The organism is Micromonospora sp. LOL_025 (assembly GCF_048060285.1).
Lineage (GTDB): Bacteria > Actinomycetota > Actinomycetes > Mycobacteriales > Micromonosporaceae > Micromonospora.
The window spans coordinates 106,980-129,760 of sequence record NZ_JBHMIR010000014.1 but is presented as its reverse complement, the minus strand read 5'-3'; the positions used below and the strand labels follow the sequence as shown (position 1 = coordinate 129,760).

Below are 22,781 nucleotides of genomic sequence, written 5' to 3'. Positions count from 1 at the left end.
GTCACCGACGGGGTTTGACATCCATGACGTTCCACTGGGGGATAGCCGGACGTGCGCCGGGCCGCGTCGTCGCTGCCCCGTCTGTAGGGGCAGCTCGACAGCGTCGGGCCGGTTGGGCGGGACCCCGCGCGCTGCTGGCGGTGCTGCCGAGGTGCCCCATCACGCCGGTGTGGAACGGCAGCGACTCGTCGAGCACCGGCTTGCCCGCCGGGGCCGCCGCAACGGCGCACGGCGCTTGCCGTCGCTGTCGCTGTCGCTGTCGCCGTCGCCGTCGAGTGTCGGACGACGCCGACCAGGGCGTGGCCGGGTGAACCGCGAAGCGGCGGTGCCGACCCGTGCCCGATGCAAACCGCACCGGATCCGGGACGTGCCGGGTGCGGACGGTGTTGGGTGCCGACGCCGCTGGCTGCGGACGGAGATCGTTCGTCGAGGTGCCGGCGGTGGGGCTGGTCAGCGGGAGAGGGCGCGGAGGAAGCGCTCGGCGGCGGGGACGGCGGTGGCGGTGCTGGCTTCGCCCTTCTCGACGAAGACCGCGAACGCGACATCGCCCTGCCAGCCGACGAACCAGGCGTGCGTGTGCGCCGGGTTGTCGTCGTACTCGGCGGTGCCCGTCTTGCCGTGCACCGGCGCGCCCGGGACGTCCCGCAGCGCGCTGCCGGAGCCGGCTGTGACCACCTCCCGCATCATCGCCCGGACCCCCTCGACCGACTCCGGCTTGAGCTGCGGGCCGGGGGCGGCGGGCTGGGCCGGGGCGGGGTCGAGCACCAGTTTCGGCTGCTCGAAGCGACCCCGGGCGACCGCCGCGGTGGCCGAGGCCATGGCCAGCGGGCTGACCAGCGTGGTGCCCTGGCCGATGGCGGCGGCGGCCTGCTCGGTCGCCCCGCCGTTCGCCGAGACCTTGCCGGTGAAGGCGTCGAGGCCGACGTCCCACTTCCCTTCGAGCCCGAGAGAACGGCCGGTCACGGCCAGCCCGTCGGGGCCGAGCTTCGGCGCCAGCGCGACGAACGCCGTGTTGCACGACTTGGCGAAGTCCGTGCGGAAGGGCACCGGACCCAGCGCGAAGTTGTCGGAGTTCTTGAACGGCCTGCCGTCGACGGTGAACGTCTTCGGGCAGTCCACCGTCGCGTCCGGCGTGACCGCACCCCGGTCGAGCAGGCCGAGCGCGCTGACCATCTTGAAGGTGGAGCCCGGCGGGACCTGGGCGGTGAAGGCCAGGTTCTCCCCGGCCCCGCCGGGACCGTTGGCCGCGGCGAGCACCGCGCCGTCGCTGATCCGCACCACCACCAGCGCCGCCCGGCGCTTCTCGCCGCGCAGGGCGGTGTCGGCCGCGTTCTGGGTGGCCACGTCGAGCGTGGTCTTCACCGGTTGCCCCGGCTTCGGCTCGCTGCGGAACACCTCGGTGCCGGTGGGCACCAGCGTGCCGTCCGGGCCGGGGCGCTCGGTGATCACGGTCAGCCCCGGCACGCCGCGCAGGCGCTCGTCGTGACGGCCCTGGAGGCCCCCGTGGCCGACCAGGTCGCCGGCCTCGTAGCGGTCGGGGTGCTGGGCGAGGTCGTCGGCCTGGGCCGGGTCGACGGAGCCGAGCACCGCCCGGGCGAACTCCCGGGTGGGCGCCAGGTCGAGCTTGTCGCTGCGGAACTTGGTGCCCGGCAGGTCGTAGATGCGTGGTTTGATCTGCCGGTACGCCTCCTCCCGCAGCGTCACCACCTCCACGAACGCGCCCGGATCCGCGTCGGCGAGCCGCTTGGGCAGCCCGGAGAGGTCCACCGGCGGGGTGATCGCCGGCCGGATCGCCCGGAAGGCCGAGTCCAGCTTCCGGGTCAGGCCCGGGAGGTCGGTGACCTCGCTCGGTTGGAGCCCGACCCGCACCACGGGCCGGGGCGCCACGATCGGCCGGCCGGCGGCGTCGAGAACGGCGGCCCGGGTGGCGGTGTCGCGGCGCAGCCCCAGGCGGTCGCCCCGGGTGAGCTGCTCCTGCACCACCTGCGGCTCCCAGATCACCCGCCACTCGTCGCCGCCGCGGCTGAGCCGCACCGGACGCTCGTACGCCCAGCGGGTCTGGCCCGGGAGGGTCCAGTCGACCTTGACCACCGTGGTCGCGACGTCCTTGGTCACCTTCGCCTCGCCCCGGCGGGTCAGCGTCGGCGGCGTGGCCGCCAGCTCGCCGGAGAGCTCCTTGAGCTCGCGGGCGACGTCGGCCGCCGGCACCTTGGCGCCGGTCGGGTCGACGAAGCCGACGGCCTGGAGGTCGCCCGAGCGCCAGCCGGCCAGGAACGCGTCGACGCTGCGCTCCGGCCCGTCACCGCCCGAGCACGCGGTGAGGGCGCCGGCCGCGAGCGTGGTCGCGGCGAGCAGCGCCAGCGGCGGGCGGAGCCGGTTGCGGCGGGGGCGGCGAGGGTACGACAGGCGCATGGAAGCAGCTCTCCGATCTCGGAACTGCCCTGCACGCTAGTACGGCGGCGCCGTCCGCACCGTCCCCCCGCACCGGGACGTGCGGAAAGAGAGGCCGTCGCCCGGGTGATGAACGACTGGTGGCGGGGTACTCCCGAACCGGCCAACCTCGTACCCGCAACGGGTGAAAGGACGAAGTCCGGAACCGGACGTCCGCACCGTGGTCCGCCGAGCAAGGGGCGGAACGGCAGGGCCTAGGCTGGGCGGCAGAGTGACCCACAATGCGGTGGGTCGAGGGGAGTGGCACCGATGGACCGGCGTCCGGCGATCAAACCGGGACCCGACCTCCGGCAGGATGACACCGGCCGGGACGACAGCTTCGATTCGGCGACCGACGGGGACGGCTACGGCCGACTCGACACAGGAGTGACCGGGATGACCGGTTCGAGTATCGACACCCTCTACGATCTGGGTCTGCCCGCCGACGCGCTGGCCGACGACGTGGAGGACAACGAACTCGACGAGCCGGTTCCCAACGTGGAGCGCCTGGTCGCCCAGGCGGTCGCGCTCGCCGGCGACGACCACGACGCGGCGACCCTGGTCAGCCGCTTCTGGCGGTTCGCGCCGGACGAGGAGCTGATCGGCTTCACCGCCGAGGAGATGCTGGAGGCGGCCCGCGCGCACCGCGACCTCGCCCAGCAGCGGGTACCGGGCGAGTTGAAGCTGCGCATCCACGAGCCCGACGCCGATCAGCACCACTCCGTCATCGAGATCGTCACCGACGACATGCCGTTCCTGGTCGACTCGGTGACCGCCCTGCTCAACTCGCACCACCTGGACGTGCACCTGCTGGTCCACCCGCTGGTGGTGGTCCGGCGCGAGCCGCTGGGCCGGCTGGTCGAGGTCTCCGCCGACGTCGAGCCCGACGACGCCATCGCCGGCGACCTGGTCGAGAGCTGGATGCACATCGAGATCGACCCGGTGCGCGACGCCGCCGAGCGGGACAGGCTGCGCCGGGAGCTCCAGCGGGTGCTCACCGACGTACGGGAGGCGGTGGAGGACTGGCCCAAGATGCGCCAGCGGGCCCTCGCCCTCGCCGACGAACTGGCCGCCGCGCGGACGTCGGACAACCGGCCGCCGGTGCCGGAGAAGGACATCACGGACTCGGTGGAGCTGCTCCGCTGGCTCGCCCACGACCACTTCACGTTCCTGGGCTACCGGGAGTACCGGCTGGTCGACACCGGCGAGTCGGGTGCCGGGGCCGGGGGCAGCGGACAAGCCCTGGAGGCGGTGCTGGGCACCGGGCTGGGCATCCTGCGCCAGGACTCCCCGGAGGCCCGGCCGCTGTCGTCGATGACGCCCGAGGCGCACGACAAGGTCACCGAGAAGCGGCTGCTGATCATCACCAAGGCGAACTCGCGGGCCACCGTGCACCGCTCCGCCTACCTCGACTACATCGGCTTCAAGATCTTCAACGAGGCCGGCGAGGTGATCGGCGAGCGGCGCTTCCTCGGGCTGTTCTCCACGGCCGCGTACCGGACCAGCGTGCAGGAGCTGCCGGTGGTCCGCCGCAAGGTGGCCGAGGTGCTGGACCGCTCCGGCCTGAGCCAGCGCAGCCACTCCGGCAAGGACCTGCTCCAGATCCTGGAGACCTACCCGCGCGACGAGCTGTTCCAGATCAAGACCGAGGACCTCTACCACGCGGTCATCGGCGTGCTGCGGATGGCCGGTCGCCGGCAGCTGCGGGTGTTCCTGCGCCGGGACGCGTACGGGCGGTTCATCTCCTGCCTGATCTACCTGCCCCGGGACCGGTTCACCACCCAGAACCGCCTGCGGATGCAGGACATCCTGCTGCGCGAGCTGAACGGCGTCGGGGTCGACTACACGACCCGGGTCACCGAGTCGATGCTCGCCCGGGTGCACTTCATCGTCCGGACCGACCCGACCAACACTCCGGGCGACATCGACGCCGACCTGCTCGCCGAGGAGCTGGCCGACGCCACCCGGCTCTGGGACGACGACTACCGGCTGGTGCTGGAGCGCAAGCTCGGCGACGAGCAGGCCAAGCACCTGTTCACCCGGTACGCCGACGCCTTCCCCGAGGGCTACAAGGACGGCCACACGCCGTACGAGGCGATGAAGGACCTGGCGAAGCTGGAGCTGCTGGAGGAGCCCGGCCAGCTGGAGATGCACCTGTTCCGCAAGCAGCTCGCGCCGCGGGCCGGCGGGCGGGGGCCGGACGTCGACGAGGCGATGGACGTCCGCTTCAAGGTCTACCGCTACGGCGAGCCGATGATGCTCTCCGCCGTGCTGCCGGTGCTGCACTCGCTCGGCGTCAAGGTGGTCGACGAGCACCCGCACGAGGTGGACCGGATCGACGGCCGGGTCTACCTCTACGACTTCGGGCTGCGGCTGCCCGAGGGCCACCAGGAGCTGGCCGAGGTGCGCCCGCACGTGGAGAACGCCTTCGCGGCGGCGTGGCGGGGCGAGGCCGAGGTGGACGGCTTCAACGAGCTGGTGCTGCGCGCCGGTCTCACCTGGCGGCAGGTGGTGGTGCTGCGCGCGTACGCGAAGTACCTGCGCCAGGCCGGCACGGTCTTCTCCCAGGAGTACATGGAGCAGACCTTCATCGCGTACCCGAGGATCGCCGCCCTGCTGGTGGAGCTGTTCGAGGTGCGGTTCGCGCCCGGCGCGGACGGCCACGAGCAGCGGCAGCAGCGCAGCGCCGAGCTGGTGGGCGACATCCGGGCCGCGCTGGACGACGTCGCCAGCCTCGACCAGGACCGGATCCTGCGCGCCTACCTGACGATGATCCAGGCCACCCTGCGCACCAGCTTCTACCAGAAGCGCGCCGACGGGCGGCCGAAGTCGTACGTGGCGCTCAAGCTGGACCCGCAGGCCATCCCGGACCTGCCGGCGCCACGGCCGAAGTTCGAGATCTTCGTGTACTCGCCGCGCTTCGAGGGCGTGCACCTGCGGTTCGGGCCGGTGGCCCGGGGCGGGTTGCGCTGGTCCGACCGCCGCGAGGACTTCCGCACCGAGGTGCTCGGCCTGGTCAAGGCGCAGATGGTGAAGAACGCCGTCATCGTGCCGGTCGGCGCCAAGGGCGGCTTCGTGCTCAAGCAGAAGCCGGGGGACCGGGACGAGGCGGTCGTCTGCTACAAGGAGTTCATCTCGGCGCTGCTGGACGTCACGGACAACATCGTCAGCGGCGAGATCGTGCCGCCGGAGGACGTGGTCCGGCACGACGGCGACGACCCGTACATGGTGGTCGCGGCGGACAAGGGCACGGCGACGTTCTCGGACATCGCCAACGAGATCTCCACGGCCCACCAGTTCTGGCTCGGCGACGCGTTCGCCTCCGGCGGCTCCGCCGGGTACGACCACAAGAAGATGGGCATCACCGCCCGGGGCGCCTGGGAGTCGGTGAAGCGGCATTTCCGCGAGATGGGCCACGACACCCAGACCCAGGACTTCACCGTGGTCGGGGTCGGCGACATGTCCGGCGACGTGTTCGGCAACGGGATGCTGCTGTCGGAGCACATCCGGCTGGTGGCCGCGTTCGACCACCGGCACATCTTCCTCGACCCGGCTCCGGACGCCGCGACCTCGTACGCCGAGCGGAGGCGGCTGTTCGACCTGCCCCGTTCGTCGTGGGAGGACTACGACCGGGCGCTGATCTCCGCCGGTGGCGGCGTGTACCCGCGTACCGCCAAGTCGGTGCCGATCTCGCCGCAGGTCCGCGAGGTGCTGGGCCTGGACGACGACGTGACGCAGCTCTCCCCGCAGGAGCTGATGAAGGCCATCCTGACCGCGCCCGTCGACCTGTTCTGGAACGGCGGCATCGGCACGTACGTGAAGGCCTCCAGCCAGGCCAACGCGGAGGTGGGCGACAAGTCCAACGACGCGATCCGGGTGGACGGCAGGAACGTGCGCTGCCGGGTGGTCGGCGAGGGCGGTAACCTGGGCTGGACCCAGCTCGGCCGGATCGAGTACGCCCAGACCGGCGGGCGGATCTACACGGACTTCATCGACAACGCGGCCGGGGTGGACTGCTCCGACCACGAGGTGAACATCAAGATCCTGCTGAACACGGCGGTCGCCGACGGCGCGTTGACCCTGCCCGAGCGGGACGAGCTGCTCGCGGGGATGACCGACGAGGTCGCCGAGCTGGTGCTGCGGGACAACTACGACCAGGCCCGGGCGATCAACAACGCGCAGGCGCAGGCCGCCTCGCTGCTGCCGGTGCACCGGCGGATGATCACCGACCTGGAGCGCTCGGGGGCGCTGGACCGGTCCCTGGAGGCGCTGCCGCCGGACGACGAGATGGCGGTGCGCACCGAGTCCGGGCTGACCGCGCCGGAGTTCGCGGTGCTCCTCGCGTACGTCAAGATCGTCCTTGAGACGGAGATCCTGGCGGAGGGGCTCGCGGACGAGGAGTGGACGACCGAGGTCCTGGTCAACTACTTCCCGACGCCGATGCGCGAGCGGTTCGCCGACCGGATGGGCCAGCACCGGCTGCGCCGGGACATCGTGACGACGGTGCTGGTCAACGAGGCGATCAACCGGGGTGGCATCTCGTTCGTCTTCCGGGTGGTCGAGGAGACGGCCGCCTCGGCGGCGGACGTGATCCGGGCGTACGTGGTGGTCCGCGAGGTGTTCGGGCTGCGCGCGCTGTGGGACGCGGTGGAGGCCCTGGACAACCGGATCGACCCCGAGTTGCAGACCAGCGTCTACCTGGACACGCGGCGCCTGCTCGACCGGGCGGTGCGGTGGCTGGTGACCAACCGCCGTTCGCCGATCGACGTGCCGGCGGAGATCGCCCGGCTGCGCGACGGGGTGGCCCGGCTCCTGCCCGATCTGGAGGAGCGCTTCTACGGCAGCGAGCGGGAGTCCCTCGCGGCGCACATCGACTCGCTCACCGGACGGGGGCTGCCGCGCGACCTGGCCGAGCAGGCGACCCGGCTGATGTACAGCTTCGGCCTGCTCGACGTGGTGGAGACCGCGGCGAGCAGCGGGCGGGACGTGGGCGAGGTGGCCTCGGTCTACTTCGTGCTCTCCGACCGCTTCCGGGTCGACTCGCTGCTGTCGAAGATCTCCCTGCTGCCGCGTGAGGATCGCTGGCAGACGCTGGCCCGGATGGCGCTGCGCTACGACCTGTACGCCGCGCTGGCCGCGCTGACCGCGGAGGTTCTCGACTCCACCTCCGGCAGCCTGTCGCCGCAGGAGCGGGTGCTCCAGTGGGAGCAGTCGAACGCCACCTCGATCCACCGCGCCGAGCGGGCGATGGGGGAGTTCGACGAGTCCCGGGCGGACCTCGCCGCCCTGTCGGTGCTGCTGCGCCAGATCCGCACCCTGGTGCGGACCTCCGCCGCCGCCTGACGCATACGGCACGCGGTCCGGCCGGTCGGTGTTCCGACCGGCCGGACCGCGTCGTGTCCTGTGGTGGAGGGTGCCGCGTGGTTGCCGGCTCAGGCCGGCATGGAGGCGAAGACGACCACGTTGTCGGGGTAGCTGCCGGCGGCCTGGTCGAAGGTCCCGCCGCAGGTGACCACGCGCAGGCCGGGCCGGTCGCTGGGACCGTAGACCTGCTCGGTCGGGAACTCCGTCTTCGGGTACGCCTTGACCGACTCGACGGTGAAGGTGGCCTGCTGTCCGTCCTCCCGGGTGACGGTGATGGTGTCGCCCGGTTGCAGCGCACCGAGGGAGAAGAAGACCGCCGGCCCCATCGCCGCCGAGTCGACGTGCCCGACGATGACCGCGTTGCCGATCTCACCCGGGCTGGGCCCCGGCTCGTACCAGCCGGCCAGCTGCGCCCGCTCCAGCGGGGGCACCTGGACGGTGCCGTCCGGGTTGGTGCCGAGCGGCATGATCGCGGCGTCGACCCCGATCCGGGGGATGGCGATGGTGGTGGGGGCGGAGCGGGCGAGGCCCGTGCCGGCGGCGACGTCCGGGTCCGGCGCGTCGGCGACCGCCGGCCGGGTGCTGGCCGACGCGGCCAGGGGCTGCGGGGGGCGGGGAGCAGGTCCGGTCTTGACCGAGGCGCCGATCAGGCCGGCGCCGACCATGGCGAGCACGACGACGACGGCCGCGCCGGCGGCGCGCCACGGTGTCCCGTGACGGCCGCCGGCCGGTGTCGCCGTCATGTCAGACGAAGGACTCATCGGTCCGACGACGGCGCATCAGCACGAGACCACCCAGGGCGGCCGCGCCGATCAGGCTCGCCCCACCGGCGGCCAGGCCCCGGTCGGTGCCGGCGCCGACGCCACCGTCACCACCGTCGACCCCACCGCGCGGCAGCACGACCAGCTCGCCCTCGCCGCACGAGCCCTTGAGCTCGTAACGGCCCGGCTTGGCGTCCTCGGAGACCTCGGCCTCGCCGTAGTAGACGAAGTCCCGCTTGTGCTCCCAGCGGTCCTTGTCCTTGCCGTTGCCCTCGGACTCCTCGTCCGACCAGCCGTTGTCGTGGCCCTCCCGGTCGTACTCGTCCGAGCCGTTGCTGTCTGAGCCGTACCCGGCGTGGTCCTTGCGGTCCTCGCGGTCGTACTCGTCCGAGCCGTACTTGTCCTCGTGGTCCTCGCGGCCCTCACGGTCGCCCTTGTCGTGGCCCTTGTCGTGGCCCTTGTCGCCACGGTCGCCCTCGGCGTCCTGGCCGTGCTCGTAGCCCTTCCAGTCGCGGGCGCCCTCGTCACCGGCGGCGTCGGCGGCGCCGCCACCCTGGCCGTCGGCGGGCGGCTGGCCACCGTTGGCCGGCGGCTGCGGCTGGTCGGTGCCGTTGGCCGGCGGCTGCGGCCTGGGGCTCTCGTCCTTGCCGTTGTCGTCCTTGCCGTTGTCGTCCTTGCCGTTGTCGTCCTTGCCGTGGTCGCGGCCCTTGTCCTCGTGGTCCTTGCCCTTGTCGTGGTCGCGGCCCTTGCCCTCGTGGTCGGGGCCCTTGTCGTGGTCGCGGGAGTCCTCCCCGCCACGCCGGTCGGTGCGGCCCTCGGCCGGCTTGAGCTTGACCTTGCCGGTGACCTTCGACCACACGAATGCGTGCTCCTGCCGGTCCGGGCAGACCTCGATCAGCTTGACCGTGTCGCCCGCCTTGACGACGTGCGGCTTGGCGTAGACCTTGCCCTCGTCGTCCTGGTGGCCGTCCGCGAACGCGATCCCCGGCGTGAACACGAGCAAGGAGGCGCCACCGAGGGCCGCGCCAGCAACGACCTTCCCGAGCATCTTGTTTGCCATGACCTGCGTCACTCCATCCCTGTTGTCCTGAGCCCGGCGACAACCGAGCTAGAGACGACGTTAGACCGTTTCATGAGCTATGAAGGGAAAGATTCGTGTTTTAGTATTTCGGCAGGCTAAGGGCGCTAGGAGCGCTACGCGGCTTTGGCGGCACGCCGGGTGCGGTCGGGTGGTTACCGCCCTCGTGGCGCCGGCAGGGCCGGTCGCGTGGCCCGTGCCGCGCCGGCCCTTCCCGTCCCGTCACGTCCGCCCCGCCGGCTCCGGCGGTCCCTTCGGACCCTCGCACCACATCGAGGCATTGCCATGGAAGCGCTCCCATGCAAGAATCGCTGCACGCGGTTCGGGGAGCCACACCGCGCAGGCAGGAGTCGAGGGCACCGGTCCGCCGGACGACGTCCCGCCTCCCGACCGGCACGTTGTCGCCGGTCGGACCACCACCAAACGCCCGACCGGGTCGGGCACACCCCCGAAGAACCCGTGGTGCCGGCGGACGTCCGCGCAGGACGCCCATCGGGCCGTATCGCCGGGCCGTTCGCGGATCCGGTCTCGCCCAAGGAGATCAGTGGCATGAATGTGTGGAGAAGGCTGTCCGGCCCCCGCCGGGCCCTCGCGCTCGGTGGCGCGGGCGCTCTGGTCGCGGGCGGACTGGTGACCCTGCCGGTCACCGTGGCGCACGCCGCCACCCAGTGCGACGTGTCGTACACGACGAGCGACTGGCAGGGTGGGTTCACCGCCACCGTCAACATCAAGAACATCGGCGACGCCCTCAACGGGTGGACGCTCGGTTTCACCTTCCCCGACGGCAACCAGCGGGTGCAGCAGGGCTGGTCGGCCCGCTGGTCGCAGAGCGGCCGGAACGTCACCGCGCAGAACGAGTCCTACAACGGCGCGGTGGCCAGCGGCGCCACGGTGAGCCTCGGCTTCAACGGGGCCTGGAGCGGCAGCAACCCGAAGCCGACCTCGTTCACGCTCAACGGCGTGACCTGCAACGGCGGCACCCCGCCCACCACGACCCCGCCGACGACGCCGCCCCCCTCGACGCCGCCGCCGACGACCCCGCCGCCGACCACCCCGCCGCCCACCACCCCGCCGCCCGGGCAGAAGGTGGACAACCCCTACCTGAACGCCCAGGGGTACGTGAACCCGGAGTGGAAGGCCAAGGCCGAGTCGGTCGCGGGCGGCAACCGGGTGTCGAACAACCCGACCGCCGTGTGGATCGACCGGATCGCCGCCATCAACGGCACCCCGGACAGCAGCTCCAACGGCGCGATGGGCGTCCGCGACCACCTGAACAAGGCCCTCGAGCAGGGCGCGGACTACATCCAGTTCGTGATCTACAACCTGCCCGGCCGGGACTGTGCCGCGCTGGCGTCGAACGGTGAGCTGCGCGCGGACGAGCTGCCCAGGTACAAGGCCGAGTACATCGACCCGATCGCCGCGATCCAGGGCGACCCGAAGTACGCCAGCCTGCGGATCGTGAACATCATCGAGATCGACTCGCTGCCGAACCTGGTGACCAACACCTCGGGCAACCCCGGCGGCACCGCGATGTGCGACACGGTGAAGGCCAACGGCGCCTACGTCAACGGTGTCGGGTACGCCCTGTCGAAGCTGGGCGCGATCGGCAACGTCTACAACTACATCGACGCCGCCCACCACGGCTGGATCGGTTGGGACAGCAACTTCAGCCCGACCGCGCAGATCCTGAAGGACGCCGCCGTGGCCTCCGGCAGCACGGTGAACCACGTCCACGGCTTCATCGTCAACACCGCCAACTACTCGGCGCTGCGCGAGCCCTACATCAAGATCACGGACAACGTCAACGGGACCAGCGTGCGGCAGTCCAAGTGGATCGACTGGAACTTCTACGTGGACGAGCTCTCGTTCGCCCAGGCGTTCCGCAACGAGCTCGTCGCCAAGGGCTTCGACTCGAAGATCGGCATGCTGATCGACACGTCCCGCAACGGCTGGGGCGGCTCCGCCCGGCCCACCGGCCCGGGCGCGACGACCAACGTGGACACGTACGTCAACGGCGGTCGGGTGGACCGGCGGATCCACGCCGGTAACTGGTGCAACCAGGCCGGGGCCGGCCTGGGCGAGCGCCCGAAGGCCGCGCCGGAGCCGGGCATCGACGCGTACGTCTGGGTGAAGCCCCCGGGCGAGTCGGACGGCTCCAGCAAGGAGATCCCGAACAACGAGGGCAAGGGCTTCGACCGGATGTGCGACCCGACCTACACCGGTAACGCCCGCAACGGCAACAGCATGAGCGGCGCCCTGCCGGACGCCCCGATCTCGGGCGCCTGGTTCCCGGCGCAGTTCGCGCAGCTCATGCAGAACGCGTACCCGGCGCTCTGAGAGCGGTGCCCACCCGCCGCTGGCAGTAGGTGAGGCGCTCCAGCGGCAGGTTCCCCGGGCCCCCGGTCCGACCGTCCGACGGTCGGGCCGGGGGCCCCCTCGCGTACGCCGGTCAGGGCACCGTCTTCTCGATCGCCGCGCGGCCCAGCTCGGCCAGGTCCCGGCGGGCCCGCTCGACGTTCTCCGGCGTCAGGTCCTGCCCCCGGGCCGCGACCAGGTCCTCCGGCTCCCAGGGCTGCTCCGCCCCGGTGCGGATGTTGTCCGGGGCCGCGCCCGTGCCGGTGCCGGTCGCGCCGGTGCCGGCGGCGTACGGGTCGCCGATCAGCTCGCCGCCACCCACCTCGTCCCCGGGCCCGGTGAACGACGGAGTGTCGCGGTCGGCGCCGCCGCCGGTCATCAGCTGCGGGATGCCGGTGTCGTCCTCGACCGCCGCGGCCACCTCCGGGCTCTCCTCCAGCGGTCGGTCACGGTCACGGTCCGTCATGTCGCTGCCCTCCTGTCGCCAGGTGGTCTCCTGATCCTGCTCGCGTACCCGGCGTGGCGGTGCCCATGCCGGGGGCCGGCGGGCCGGCTCAGCGCTCCTCGTCGGAGGTCTCCGGCGGTTCGACCGGATTGCGCCACTGCCAGAGCAGCATCAGCACGCCGAAGGCGAGCATGCCGAGGCCCGCCCAGAGGTTGATCCGGACTCCCTGCGCCTTCTGCACGGCGGAATCGCCGTCGAAGACGCCGATCAGGGTGACGATCGCCCCGTACGCGGTGAAGAGGCCACCGATCACCCGGCGGATGTCGAACAGCCGGGCGGCGGCCGAGCGGCGGCGGGCCTCCTCGGTGGCCTCGACCGACCGGTCGTGCCCGTGCGGGTTGAGGTTTTCCATGCTCATGGCCGAGCACCCCTTCCTAGAAGAACGGCACGTAGAGGAGGAGGGACAGCGCCACCGCGATCAGGCCCAGGAGCACCGGGGAGCGCCACCAGACGGCGTCCCCGGTCAGCAGGTCGCCCTTCACGTCGACGGCGCCCATGCCGTAGACCAGCCCGCGCAGGTCCTCGTCCCGCTTCTTCGCGGTGAACGGGGTCACGACGGCGGCGACGACGGCCGCCGTGCCGAACGCGATGCCGGCGCCCCAGAAGCTCTCCTCCAGGTCAGAGTTGAAGTGCACCACCCCGGCCTTGTAGAGCAAATAGGTCGCCAGCGCCGCCAGGGTGCCCATCAGCAGGGAGAGGAAGCCGGCGGCGGCACTCATCCGCCGCCAGAACATGCCGATGATGAAGGTGGCGAACAGCGGCGCGTTGAACAGCGAGAACAGCGCCTGGATGTAGTTCATGATGTTGCTGAACCCGGCGGCGATGAACGCCGTGCCGATGCCGACCAGCACGCCGCCGACCGTCGCCCACCGGCCGATGCGGATGTAGTACTCGTCCGGGCGGTCCCGGCGCACGTACTGCTGCCAGATGTCGTAGGTGAACACGGTGTTGAAGCCGCTCACGTTCGCCGCCATGCCGGCCATGAACGAGGCGACCAGGCCGGTGACCGCGATCCCGAGCACGCCGTTGGGGAGCAGGTCGCGCATCAGCAGCGGGATCGCGTTGTTGTAGACCAGGTCGCCGCTCTCCGCGCCGAGCCCCTGCACCGTCACGAGGGCGACCAGGCCGGGGATCACCGTGACCACCGGGATGAGCAGCTTGGGGTAGGCGGCGATGATCGGCGTACGCCGGGCGGCGCTCATGTTCTTGGCCGACAGCGCGCGCTGCACCTCGGCGAAGTTGGTCGTCCAGTAGCCGAAGGAGAGCACGAAGCCGAGGCCGAAGACGATGCCGATCCAGTGGGCGCCGAGCGGGTTGTCGGTGCCGCCGGTGTCCTGCCAGGTGTGCAGCCCCGCCTCGCCCAGCTTGGACTCGCGCACCGCCTCCATCAGGCCGGAGACGCCGCCCACCTTGACCAGTCCCAGGATCGTGATCGGCAGCAGGCCCGCGATGATCACGAAGAACTGGAGCACCTCGTTGTAGATCGCCCCGGAGAGGCCACCCACGGTGATGTACGCCAGCACGATCAGCGCGCCGATCACGATGGCGACCCAGAGCGGCCAGCCGAGCAGCGCCTGCATGATCAGCGCCAGGGCGTAGAGGTTCACCCCGGCGATGAGCACCTGGGCGACCGCGAAGCTGAGCGCGTTCAGCAGGTGGGTGGGGCGGTTGAAGCGCAGCCGCAGGTACTCGGGCACGCTGCGGACCTTGGAGCCGTAGTAGAACGGCATCATCACGATGCCGAGGAAGACCATCGCCGGCACGGCGCCGATCCAGTAGTAGTGCAACGTCATCGCGCCGTACTGGGCGCCGTTGGCGGCCATGCCGATGATCTCCAACGCCCCGAGGTTGGCCGAGACGAAGGCGAGTCCGGTCACCCAGGCGGGCAGCGAGCGGCCGGAGAGGAAGAAGTCGACGCTGGTCTTGATGGCCCGCCGGGCGGCGAAGCCGACACCGAGCACCGTGACGAAGTAGAGCGCCAGGATGCCGTAGTCCAGGACGTTCATGTTCAGCCGCAGGCCATCGTCGTCCATCCCTGTAACCCTTCGTCGACCGCGTGCGCCGGATGAGTGCGCGCGCGCCCAATTACCCCGAACGCGCGGTTTCACGCCTGGGGTGCCGAAAACCCGTCCGCGCCCCGTTTCCCCGGCCTCGGAGGCACGGGCGGGACGCCGCTGTCCGGAGGGCCCGTCGCCGCGCCGCGAGCGGAGTCCGGACGCAGAGACGCCCCCGGCCGACCGGCCGGGGGCGTCCGCGGGGAACCGGGTCAGCGCCCGAGCACCCGGTCCAGGAAGTCTCGGTAGTGGCGGACGGCCATCCGGAGCTGTTCGGTGTCGGCCGAGCCGGCGTCCTGCCAGCCGCCCAGCTTGTTCTTCTGCGCGGACAGCGCCGAGGAGAGCGCCTGAATGGCCTCGTCGACCAGCGACTGGGCCTCCCCGGCCGCCGCGCGGGGATCGTCCACGAACCGCAGCTGGACGTTGCGCCAGCGGTCCCGGAAGCCCTGCGCCGTCGCCGGGTCGAAGAGGCTGGCCGGTTCGGCGGCCACCGTCGCGCCCGCCGGGCGGTCGGTCCCGGCGGACCCCAGTTCCCCGGTGGCCACGCGTCCGGCCGGCGCGTGCTCGGCGTCCGGGTCGACCATGGCGGGCGTGGCGCTGCCGTACCCGGCCGCCCCGGCCGCGCCGCCCTCCGGGTCGCCGGCCCACCCGGTGACGTCGGCCCGGCGCTCGGGACGGCCGTCGGCGGCGTCCGGCGGCAGCGCCTCGGCGCCGTCCCGGCGGTCCTGCCGGTCGTCGGAGCGGTTGTCGCCGAGCCCGACGGAACGGTGGAACTCGGCGGTCGGGTCCGCCCGGCGGCCCTCCCGGGGGCCGTCCACGGCGCCGTCGCCCGGCCGCGCGGTCGACTCCGTACGCGGGTCGGGCTCGTCCTCGGGGAGGGGACTGGCCAGGGCGGACGCGGCGACCGCGCCGCCGACGCTGGTGGCCCCGAAGGCGGTCGGCACCGGCCCCGGCTCGTGGAACCCGGCCCGGTCGCGCTCGGCGTCCCGGTCGTCCGGCCGGCCCTTGCCGGCGTCCCGGCCGCGCGACGGCTCGTCGTCGCGGTCGGCCCGGTCGGCCCGGTCGCGGTCGGCGACCGCCGGATCGTCGAAGGTGCCCCGGTCGTCGAGGACGTCCTCGGGTACGTCGGCCCGGCCGGCCCGGTCGCCCGGAGGCGGCACCGGCACCGGCACCGGCTCGGAGCGGACGGCCTCGGGGTGCTCGTTGTCCACCCGCTGCTCTTCCTGGCGCATGGTCATCCTCCTAGCGGCTCGTGACGTCGTGCTGGCTGTCCGGGTCGTGCTGCGCGGACGGACGGGCGCCGACCGGCTCCTCGCCGAGCAGGTCTGCGAAGAGGGCGCGGTAGTGGACGACGGCCTGGCGGAGTTCCTCGGTGCTCGCCTCGCCCCGGGAGTTGCGCAGGTGGATCTCGTGGGCGTCGCGGTAGTGGCCCAGCGTGCGGGCGTGCTCGACGGAGAGGTGGGCGACCTGGTCGGAGAACTCGCCCGTGGGGTAGCCACGTTCCGCGATGAGCCGGGTGACCAGTTCGTCCGCCTCACCCACGGTCTCGGCGGGGGAGTCGACGAAGCGGACCTGGAGCTCCTCCCACGCGGCGGAGTACCGGGCCCGGGACTCGGGGGCGAGGGGGGTCAGCGTGAGCTCCGCGTGGCGACGCTCCCGCTCCCGCAGTTCCCGTTCGGCGGCGGTCCGGTTGTCCTGCTCGGCGACGGCACGGTCGTACTCGGGACCGAACCGCGACCGCAGCGCGCGGCGGCGGGCGTACGACCGGGCGGCCACGGCTACGGCCGCGATCACCAGCACGACGAGAACGATGACGACTATCTGCGTGGGCGACATGGCTCCTCCTTCATCAGGTGGTATTCCCTCCGCTCACTGATCGCCAATCCCGTTCCGGCGCATTTTCCTGACGAACCCGACCCCGCGACCCGACGGACCCGACCCCTGCTGATTCCCCGCCACCGCATGACGAGTCACACAGCGTGATCGGCTGCCAAAACTTGACTCGTTCCAGAAAACGCGCTTGGGTGGGGTGATGCCGGTCGGACCCGACGTCGAACGCCTGCGGGCGGCGGGGCTGCGCGTCACGCAGCCCCGGCTCGCGGTGCTCGCCGCGGTGCGCGACCGGCCGCACCTGGACGCCGACACGATCACCCGACTCGCCCGGGCCCGTCTCGGGCGGATCTCGGGCCAGGCGGTCTACGACGTCCTGCACGCGCTCACCGGCGCGGGCCTGCTGCGCCGGTTCGCCCCGGCCGGCGGACCGGCCCGGTACGAGCTGGGCGGGGACGACCACGACCACCTGGTCTGCCGGGACTGCGGCGCGATCGTCGACACCCGGCGCGACCGGGCCCCCGGGCCCTGCCTCGACCCCGGGGCCGCCGCCTTCGCGGTGGAGTTCACCGAGGTCACCTACTGGGGCCGGTGCCCCGGGTGCCAGCCGCAGCACGACCGACGCCAGCCGCCACACCGATCAGGAGGAGAGCCATGAGCGACCCGCAGGCCAACAGGTCGATCCTCACCACCCGCCAGGGTCACCCCGTGCACAACAACCAGCAGCAGCGGACGGTCGGTTCGCGCGGCCCGGCGACGCTGGAGAACTACCACTTCCTGGAGAAGATCAGCCACTTCGACCGGGAGCGCATCCCGGAGCGGGTGGTGCACGCGCGCGGCTTCGTCGCGCACGGCGAGTTCGAGGCGTACGGGACGATCGGAACCGGTGATCAGGCCGTGCCGGCGTCCACCTACACGAGGGCCAAGCTGTTCCAGACCAGGGGCAAGAAGACCCCCGTCACGATCCGCTTCTCCACCGTCATTGGCGGTCGGGACTCCTCCGAGGCGGCGCGCGACCCGCGCGGCTTCGCCGTGAAGTTCCGCACCGAGGACGGCAACTGGGACATGGTGGGCAACAACCTCCAGGTCTTCTTCATCCGCGACGCGATCAAGTTCCCGGACGTGATCCACTCGCTGAAGCCGGACCCGGTCACCTTCCGCCAGGAGCCGAACCGGATCTTCGACTTCATGTCGAACACGCCCGAGTCGATGCACATGCTGACCTGGCTCTTCTCCCCGTACGGCATCCCGAAGAACTACCGGACGATGCGCGGCTCCGGGGTGAACACCTACCGCCTGGTCAACGCCGAGGGCGAGGGCGTGCTGGTCAAGTTCCACTGGATGTCCCAGCAGGGTGAGCACAACCTCACCCAGGCCGAGGCGGACGCCATCCAGGCCACCGACCTGGGCCACGCCTCGAAGGACCTCTACGAGGCGATCGAGCGCGGCGACCACCCGAAGTGGGAGCTCAACGTCCAGATCATGAGCGACGACGAGCACCCGGAGCTGGACTTCGACCCGCTCGACGACACCAAGATCTGGCCGGAGGAGGACTTTCCCTACCTGCCGGTCGGCATGATGACGCTCAACCGCAACATCACCGACCACCACAACGAGAACGAGCAGATCGCCTTCGGCACCGGCGTGCTGGTCGACGGCATCGACTTCTCCGACGACAAGATGCTTGTCGGCCGGACGTTCTCCTACTCGGACACCCAGCGTTACCGGGTCGGCCCGAACTACCTCCAGCTGCCGGTCAACCGGCCGCGCGAGGACGTGCGGGTCAGCACCAACCAGACCGGCGGCCAGATGTCGTACGGGGTGGACAACCGCGGTGCCAACCCGCACATCAACTTCGAGCCGTCCTCGGTCGCCGGTCTCCGGGAGGCCGACGAGTCCTACCGGGAGTACCGTCCGTTCGTCTCGGGTCAGGTCATGAAGGCCCCGATCGAGCGGCAGAACAACTACTCCCAGGCCGGCCGGCGCTACCGCGAGATGGCCGACTGGGAGCGCGACGACCTGATCCTCAACCTGACCACCCTGCTGGCCCAGTGCGACAAGCACATCCAGGAGAAGATGGTCTGGCACTTCAGCCAGTGCGACTCCGACTACGGCCGCCGGGTCGCCGAGGGCCTCGGCATCTCCGTCGACGCCTGATCCGCGCCGTCCGCGAACGCCCCGCCGGCCTCCGGCGGGGCGTTCGTCGACGATGGACGTTCGTCCGGTGGGCCGGGCGCGACGGACGGTAGTGCATCGGGCGAGGATTACGTATCCTGCCCAAGGCGTCAGCCGGACCTGCCCGGCACCGCGGGCCGGAACAGTCCGACCGCGACGCTGCCCGGCCGGCGCCGGCGCCCCCGCAGCCACACCTTCCGGGCGAGGTCTGATTGAACACCCGCGACTGGCCGATCCGCTCGAAGCTGACCGCATTGGTCGTCGTGCCGGTGACCGCGCTGCTGGCGCTCTGGATCTTCGCCACCACGCTCACCTTCGGGCCCGCCCTCGATCTGCTCGCCGCCCGGACGCTCCTCTACGACCTCGGCCGTCCCGGCGAGACGGTGGTGGCCGAGCTGCAACGGGAGCGCCGGCTCTCGGTGGTCCACCTGGCCGGCGAGGACGCCGCTCCCGGGCTCGCCGAGCAGCGGCAGCGGACCGACCGGGCGATCGCGGAGCTGCGCCGGCGGGTCGCCGGGGAGGAGCTGCGCGACGCCGCCGACGACATCCTCGACGCCCGGCTCGACCAGCTGGTCACCGCGCTGGAGGCGCTGCCCGCCGGGCGGGGGTTCATCGACCGGCGGGCGGTGGACCGGGCCGGCGCGGTCGGGCTCTACAGCGGGATGATCAACTCGGCCTTCCAGGCGTTCTCCGCGATGGCCAACCTGCCCGACCGGGACCTCAACCGGCAGGCGCTCGCCGTCACCGGGCTGGGCCGTTCCCGGGAGCTGCTCGGGCAGACCGACGCCCTGCTCGCCGGGGCGTTCACCGCCGGCCGGTTCGCCGACGGCGAGCACCTCCAGCTGGTGCAAACCGTCGCCAACCAGCGGTTCCTCGCCGAGACGGCGATCGCCGACCTGCCGGACGCCGAGCGCGCCGCGTTCCAGCGGATGACCGAGGGGCCGGCCTTCGGCCGGTTGCGGGCGATGCAGGACACGCTGGTGGGTCCCGGCTCCGCCACCCGGCCGGCCGTGGACCCGGCGGCCTGGCAGGAGAGCTACCAGGCGGTGCACGAGGCGCTGCGGGAGTTCGAGCTGGCGCAGGCCGACGGGCTCGCCGAGCGGTCGGTGCCGTCGGCCGTGCGCATCCTGGTCCGGCTCGCCGCCGCCGGAGTACTGGGCCTGGCCGCCGTCGTGGTCTCGGTCCTCGTGGCGCTGCGGGTCGGCCGCAACCTCGCCCACCGGCTCAGCGGCGTACGCACGGCCGCCCTGGAGACCGCCGAGCACCGGCTGCCGGACGTGGTGGCCCGGCTGCGCCGGGGCGAGCAGGTCGACGTCGCCCGGGAGGCGCCCCCGCTGGAGTACGGCGGCGACGAGATCGGCCAGGTGGCGCGGGCGTTCACCGAGGTGCAGCGCACGGCCGTGCAGTCGGCCGTCGACGAGGTCACCCTGCGCCGGGGGCTCAACGAGGTGTTCCTCAACATCGCCCGGCGCAGCCAGGGGCTGGTGCACCGGCAACTCGCGCTGCTCGACCGGATGGAGCGGCACACCGAGGACCCGGACGAACTGGCGGAGCTGTTCCGCGTCGACCACCTCGCCACCCGGCTGCGGCGGCACGCCGAGGACCTGGTCATCCTGGCCGGCGCGGCCCCCGGGCGGGGCTGGCGCAACCCGGTCGCGACGGTCGACCTGGTCCGGGGCGCGATCTCCGAGGTCGAGTCGTACGACCGGGTCGACATCACCGCCGTGGCGTCCGCCGGCGTGCTGGGGCGGGCCGTCGGCGACGTGATCCACCTGCTCGCCGAGCTGATCGAGAACGCCACCGCGTTCTCGCCGCCGAAGACCCGCGTGGAGGTCTCCGGGCAGCACGTGGCGAACGGCTACGCGGTGGAGATCACCGACCGGGGCCTGGGCATGTCCGCCGCCGCGCTGGAGGACACGAACCGGCGGCTGGCCCGCTCGCCCGACTTCGAGCCGTCCGAGACCGCCCGCCTCGGACACTTCGTGGTGGCCCGCCTCGCCGCCCGGCACGGGGTCCGGGTGCGGCTGCGCCCGTCCGACGGCGGCGGGCTGACGGCCGTGGTGCTCATCCCCGCCGACCTGGTCACCGACGAGCCCGCCCTGCCCCCGACCGGCGGCCCGCCGGTGGCGCCCCGGTCCGCCGCGACGCCGGAGGAGCGGCGACTCGCCCGGGCGAACCGGCTGGGCACGCTGCCCCGACCGGGCCGCTCCGCCGGGCCCGCCACGGCGCCCTCCACCGGGGCTCCGGCCTCCTCCCGCGCCGCGCACGCCGGCACGGGCTCCGCGCGGCCGGCCCGGGACGGCGTACCGTCCGCGGGCCGCCGGGACGGCGCGGCCACGGGAGGTCCGGCCCCGGACGGCGCGGCCTCCGGCGGGCCGGACCCGGGTGGGACGGCTGCCGGCGGTCCCACCCCCGTCGAGGCGGCCGGGCAGATCGACGGGCTGCCCCGTCGGGTGCGCCGGCGGCCTCCGGCGGTCCGGCCCCGGCACCCGAACACGACCGGGGAGCAGCCGTCCGTCGGGGACGCCACGGGGCGGTCCGCGCTGGACGGCCCGACACTGCGGCAACCGGTGATCGCAAGTCCCGCCCCGCGCAGCCCGGAGGAGGCGCGGCGGATCATGTCCGCCCTCCAGGCCGGCACCGCCCGTGGCCGCGCGGCGGCCACCGGGACGACCCCGCCGGATGCCGCCCCCGCCGCCGCCGAGCGGCCGGACCCGCCGCGCGAGGACCAGAGCACGACGCCGGCCGAGCGGCCGGTGGACACCGAACCCATGACCGCGACTGAGAGGGACGCCTGATGCATCCGACGAGGCAGAGCGCCGATCTCGACTGGTTGCTCGACGAGCTGGTGGAACGGGTGCCGCCCGCCCGGCAGGCGGTGGTGCTCTCGGCGGACGGGCTGCTGATCGGCTCCTCCGCCGGGATGGACCGTGCCGACGCCGAGCACCTGTCCGCGCTGGCGTCCGGCTTCTCCAGCCTGGCCCGGGGCGCGAGCCGGCAGGTGGCCGGCGGGGCGGTCCGGCAGACCGTGGTGGAGATGGAGTCGGCGTACCTCTTCGTCACCGCGGCCGGGCAGGGCGCCTGCCTGGCCGTGGTCGCCGAAGCGGACGCGGACATCGGCCTCGTGGCGTACGAGATGGCGATGCTCGTCACGCGGGTCGGGGAGAACCTCAGCGCCCCGGCCCGGACGACGGCGGGGGCCGCCGATGCGGGCTGAGTCGCCCGGCCCGCAGCACGAGTGGCTGGACGACGACGCCGGTCCGGTCGTGCGGCCCTACACCCTCACCGGCGGCCGGGTCCGGTCGGGCGCGGTCGGCTTCGACCTGGTCGCGTACGTGCTGGCCGAGGCGGCCGCCGACCCGACCGTCCACCCGGAGCTGCACCCAGAGCACCGGCGTCTGGTGGAGCTGGCCGCCCGACCGGTCCCCGTCGCGGAGCTCGCGGCCGACCTCGACCTCGCGGTGGGCGTGGTCCGCGTGCTCCTCGGCGACCTGCTGGCGCGGGGGCTGGTCGCGGTGCACCAGCCGACGGCCGCCGCGTACCTGCCCGACGACGACATCCTCAAGGCGGTGGTCAGTGGACTCCGTGCGCTATGACCGAACCGGATCCGGCACCCGGATCCCGCTCGCGCTGAAGATCCTGATCGCCGGGGGGTTCGGCGCCGGCAAGACGACGCTGGTGAGCGCGCTCAGCGAGGTCCGGCCGTTGCAGACCGAGGAGGTGCTGACCGGTGCCGGCATCGGCACCGACGATCTCTCCGGCGTCGAGGCGAAGTCGACCACCACGGTGGCGATGGACTTCGGCCGGATCACGATCAACGACGACCTCCAGGTCTACCTCTTCGGCACCCCGGGCCAGGACCGGTTCTGGTTCCTCTGGGACGAGCTGGCGTTCGGCGCGCTCGGGGCGGTGGTGCTCGCCGACACCCGCCGGCTGGCCGACTGCTTCCCGTCCATCGACTACTTCGAGCAGCGGGGCGTCCCGTTCGTGGTGGGGGTGAACTGTTTCGACGGCGCCCGCCGGTTCAACCTGGAGTCCGTACGCCAGGCGCTGGACCTCGACCCCGACGTGCCGCTGGTGCTCTGCGACGCGCGGGAGCGGCAGTCCGGCAAGGAGGTGCTGATCGCACTGGTCGAGCACGTGGCCCGGCAGCGCGGCGAGCCCGTGCCGGCGGCCTGAGCCGGCGCGGCGGCGGCGCGGCGGGCGTCGCCCGGCGGGCCGCCGCGATC

General features: G+C 72.5%; 16 protein-coding genes. 8 read left to right on the top strand and 8 right to left on the bottom strand.

The features are described from left to right. Positions 1–450: 450 nt before the first annotated feature. Positions 451–2,412 carry a penicillin-binding transpeptidase domain-containing protein gene (locus ACFHW0_RS18835; RefSeq protein WP_416609348.1) on the bottom strand — a complete coding sequence of 654 codons (1,962 nt, stop codon included), beginning with the start codon at positions 2,410–2,412 and terminating at the stop codon, positions 451–453. 288 nt (positions 2,413–2,700) lie between these two features. Between ACFHW0_RS18835 and ACFHW0_RS18830 the strand changes: the two genes are divergently transcribed. Beyond that, the gene (locus ACFHW0_RS18830; protein WP_416609347.1) at positions 2,701–7,773 is read left to right on the top strand and encodes an NAD-glutamate dehydrogenase; all 5,073 of its coding nucleotides are present in this window, start codon (positions 2,701–2,703) and stop codon (positions 7,771–7,773) included. Between the two features lie 89 nt (positions 7,774–7,862). Here ACFHW0_RS18830 and ACFHW0_RS18825 read toward each other — a convergent pair whose 3' ends face one another. Together ACFHW0_RS18825 and ACFHW0_RS18820 are read right to left on the bottom strand one after the other, a co-directional pair. Then, positions 7,863–8,537, bottom strand: a complete 675-nt coding sequence (locus ACFHW0_RS18825; RefSeq protein ID WP_416609345.1) for a class F sortase — start codon at positions 8,535–8,537, stop codon at positions 7,863–7,865. 1 nt (position 8,538) lies between these two features. Continuing rightward, the gene (locus tag ACFHW0_RS18820) at positions 8,539–9,615 is read right to left on the bottom strand and encodes a hypothetical protein (RefSeq protein ID WP_416609343.1); all 1,077 of its coding nucleotides are present in this window, start codon (positions 9,613–9,615) and stop codon (positions 8,539–8,541) included. A gap of 567 nt (positions 9,616–10,182) precedes the next feature. Between ACFHW0_RS18820 and ACFHW0_RS18815 the strand changes: the two genes are divergently transcribed. Further along, positions 10,183–11,970, top strand: a complete 1,788-nt coding sequence (locus tag ACFHW0_RS18815; protein ID WP_416609341.1) for a glycoside hydrolase family 6 protein — start codon at positions 10,183–10,185, stop codon at positions 11,968–11,970. 112 nt (positions 11,971–12,082) lie between these two features. Here the strand turns inward: ACFHW0_RS18815 and ACFHW0_RS18810 are convergent, their stop codons facing one another. From ACFHW0_RS18810 to ACFHW0_RS18790, 5 genes are all read right to left on the bottom strand, one after another. Further along, on the bottom strand, positions 12,083–12,454 hold the full coding sequence (locus tag ACFHW0_RS18810) for a hypothetical protein (RefSeq protein WP_416609339.1): 372 nt from the start codon (positions 12,452–12,454) through the stop codon (positions 12,083–12,085). Positions 12,455–12,542: 88 nt separating this feature from the next. Next, positions 12,543–12,851, bottom strand: a complete 309-nt coding sequence (locus tag ACFHW0_RS18805; protein WP_357578793.1) for a hypothetical protein — start codon at positions 12,849–12,851, stop codon at positions 12,543–12,545. Positions 12,852–12,867: 16 nt separating this feature from the next. After that, a complete protein-coding gene (locus ACFHW0_RS18800; protein ID WP_416609338.1) occupies positions 12,868–14,526 on the bottom strand; it encodes a sodium:solute symporter family protein in 1,659 nt (552 codons plus the stop codon). 233 nt (positions 14,527–14,759) lie between these two features. Beyond that, complete coding sequence (locus ACFHW0_RS18795; RefSeq protein ID WP_416609336.1) at positions 14,760–15,779, bottom strand: hypothetical protein; 1,020 nt, start codon at positions 15,777–15,779, stop codon at positions 14,760–14,762. 10 nt (positions 15,780–15,789) lie between these two features. Then, entirely contained in the window at positions 15,790–16,383 is a 594-nt protein-coding gene (locus tag ACFHW0_RS18790) for a hypothetical protein (protein WP_416609334.1), read from the bottom strand. A gap of 196 nt (positions 16,384–16,579) precedes the next feature. Here ACFHW0_RS18790 and ACFHW0_RS18785 point away from each other — a divergent pair, with 196 nt between their 5' ends. From ACFHW0_RS18785 to ACFHW0_RS18760, 6 genes are all read left to right on the top strand, one after another. Continuing rightward, entirely contained in the window at positions 16,580–17,035 is a 456-nt protein-coding gene (locus ACFHW0_RS18785) for a Fur family transcriptional regulator (RefSeq protein WP_416609333.1), read from the top strand. Further along, positions 17,032–18,534, top strand: a complete 1,503-nt coding sequence (locus ACFHW0_RS18780; protein WP_416609331.1) for a catalase — start codon at positions 17,032–17,034, stop codon at positions 18,532–18,534. The genes ACFHW0_RS18785 and ACFHW0_RS18780 overlap by 4 nt, the downstream gene beginning before the upstream one ends. Positions 18,535–18,764: 230 nt before the next feature. Next, complete coding sequence (locus ACFHW0_RS18775; protein ID WP_416609329.1) at positions 18,765–21,350, top strand: nitrate- and nitrite sensing domain-containing protein; 2,586 nt, start codon at positions 18,765–18,767, stop codon at positions 21,348–21,350. Beyond that, positions 21,350–21,769: a roadblock/LC7 domain-containing protein gene (locus tag ACFHW0_RS18770; protein ID WP_121399545.1), complete on the top strand. Its 420-nt coding sequence runs from the start codon at positions 21,350–21,352 to the stop codon at positions 21,767–21,769. The genes ACFHW0_RS18775 and ACFHW0_RS18770 overlap by 1 nt, the downstream gene beginning before the upstream one ends. Beyond that, positions 21,759–22,148, top strand: coding sequence for a DUF742 domain-containing protein (locus ACFHW0_RS18765; protein WP_366644250.1), 390 nt, complete (start codon positions 21,759–21,761; stop codon positions 22,146–22,148). Before ACFHW0_RS18770 ends, ACFHW0_RS18765 begins: the two co-directional genes overlap by 11 nt. Next, complete coding sequence (locus tag ACFHW0_RS18760; RefSeq protein ID WP_416609326.1) at positions 22,129–22,731, top strand: GTP-binding protein; 603 nt, start codon at positions 22,129–22,131, stop codon at positions 22,729–22,731. The genes ACFHW0_RS18765 and ACFHW0_RS18760 overlap by 20 nt, the downstream gene beginning before the upstream one ends. Positions 22,732–22,781 lie beyond the last annotated feature (50 nt).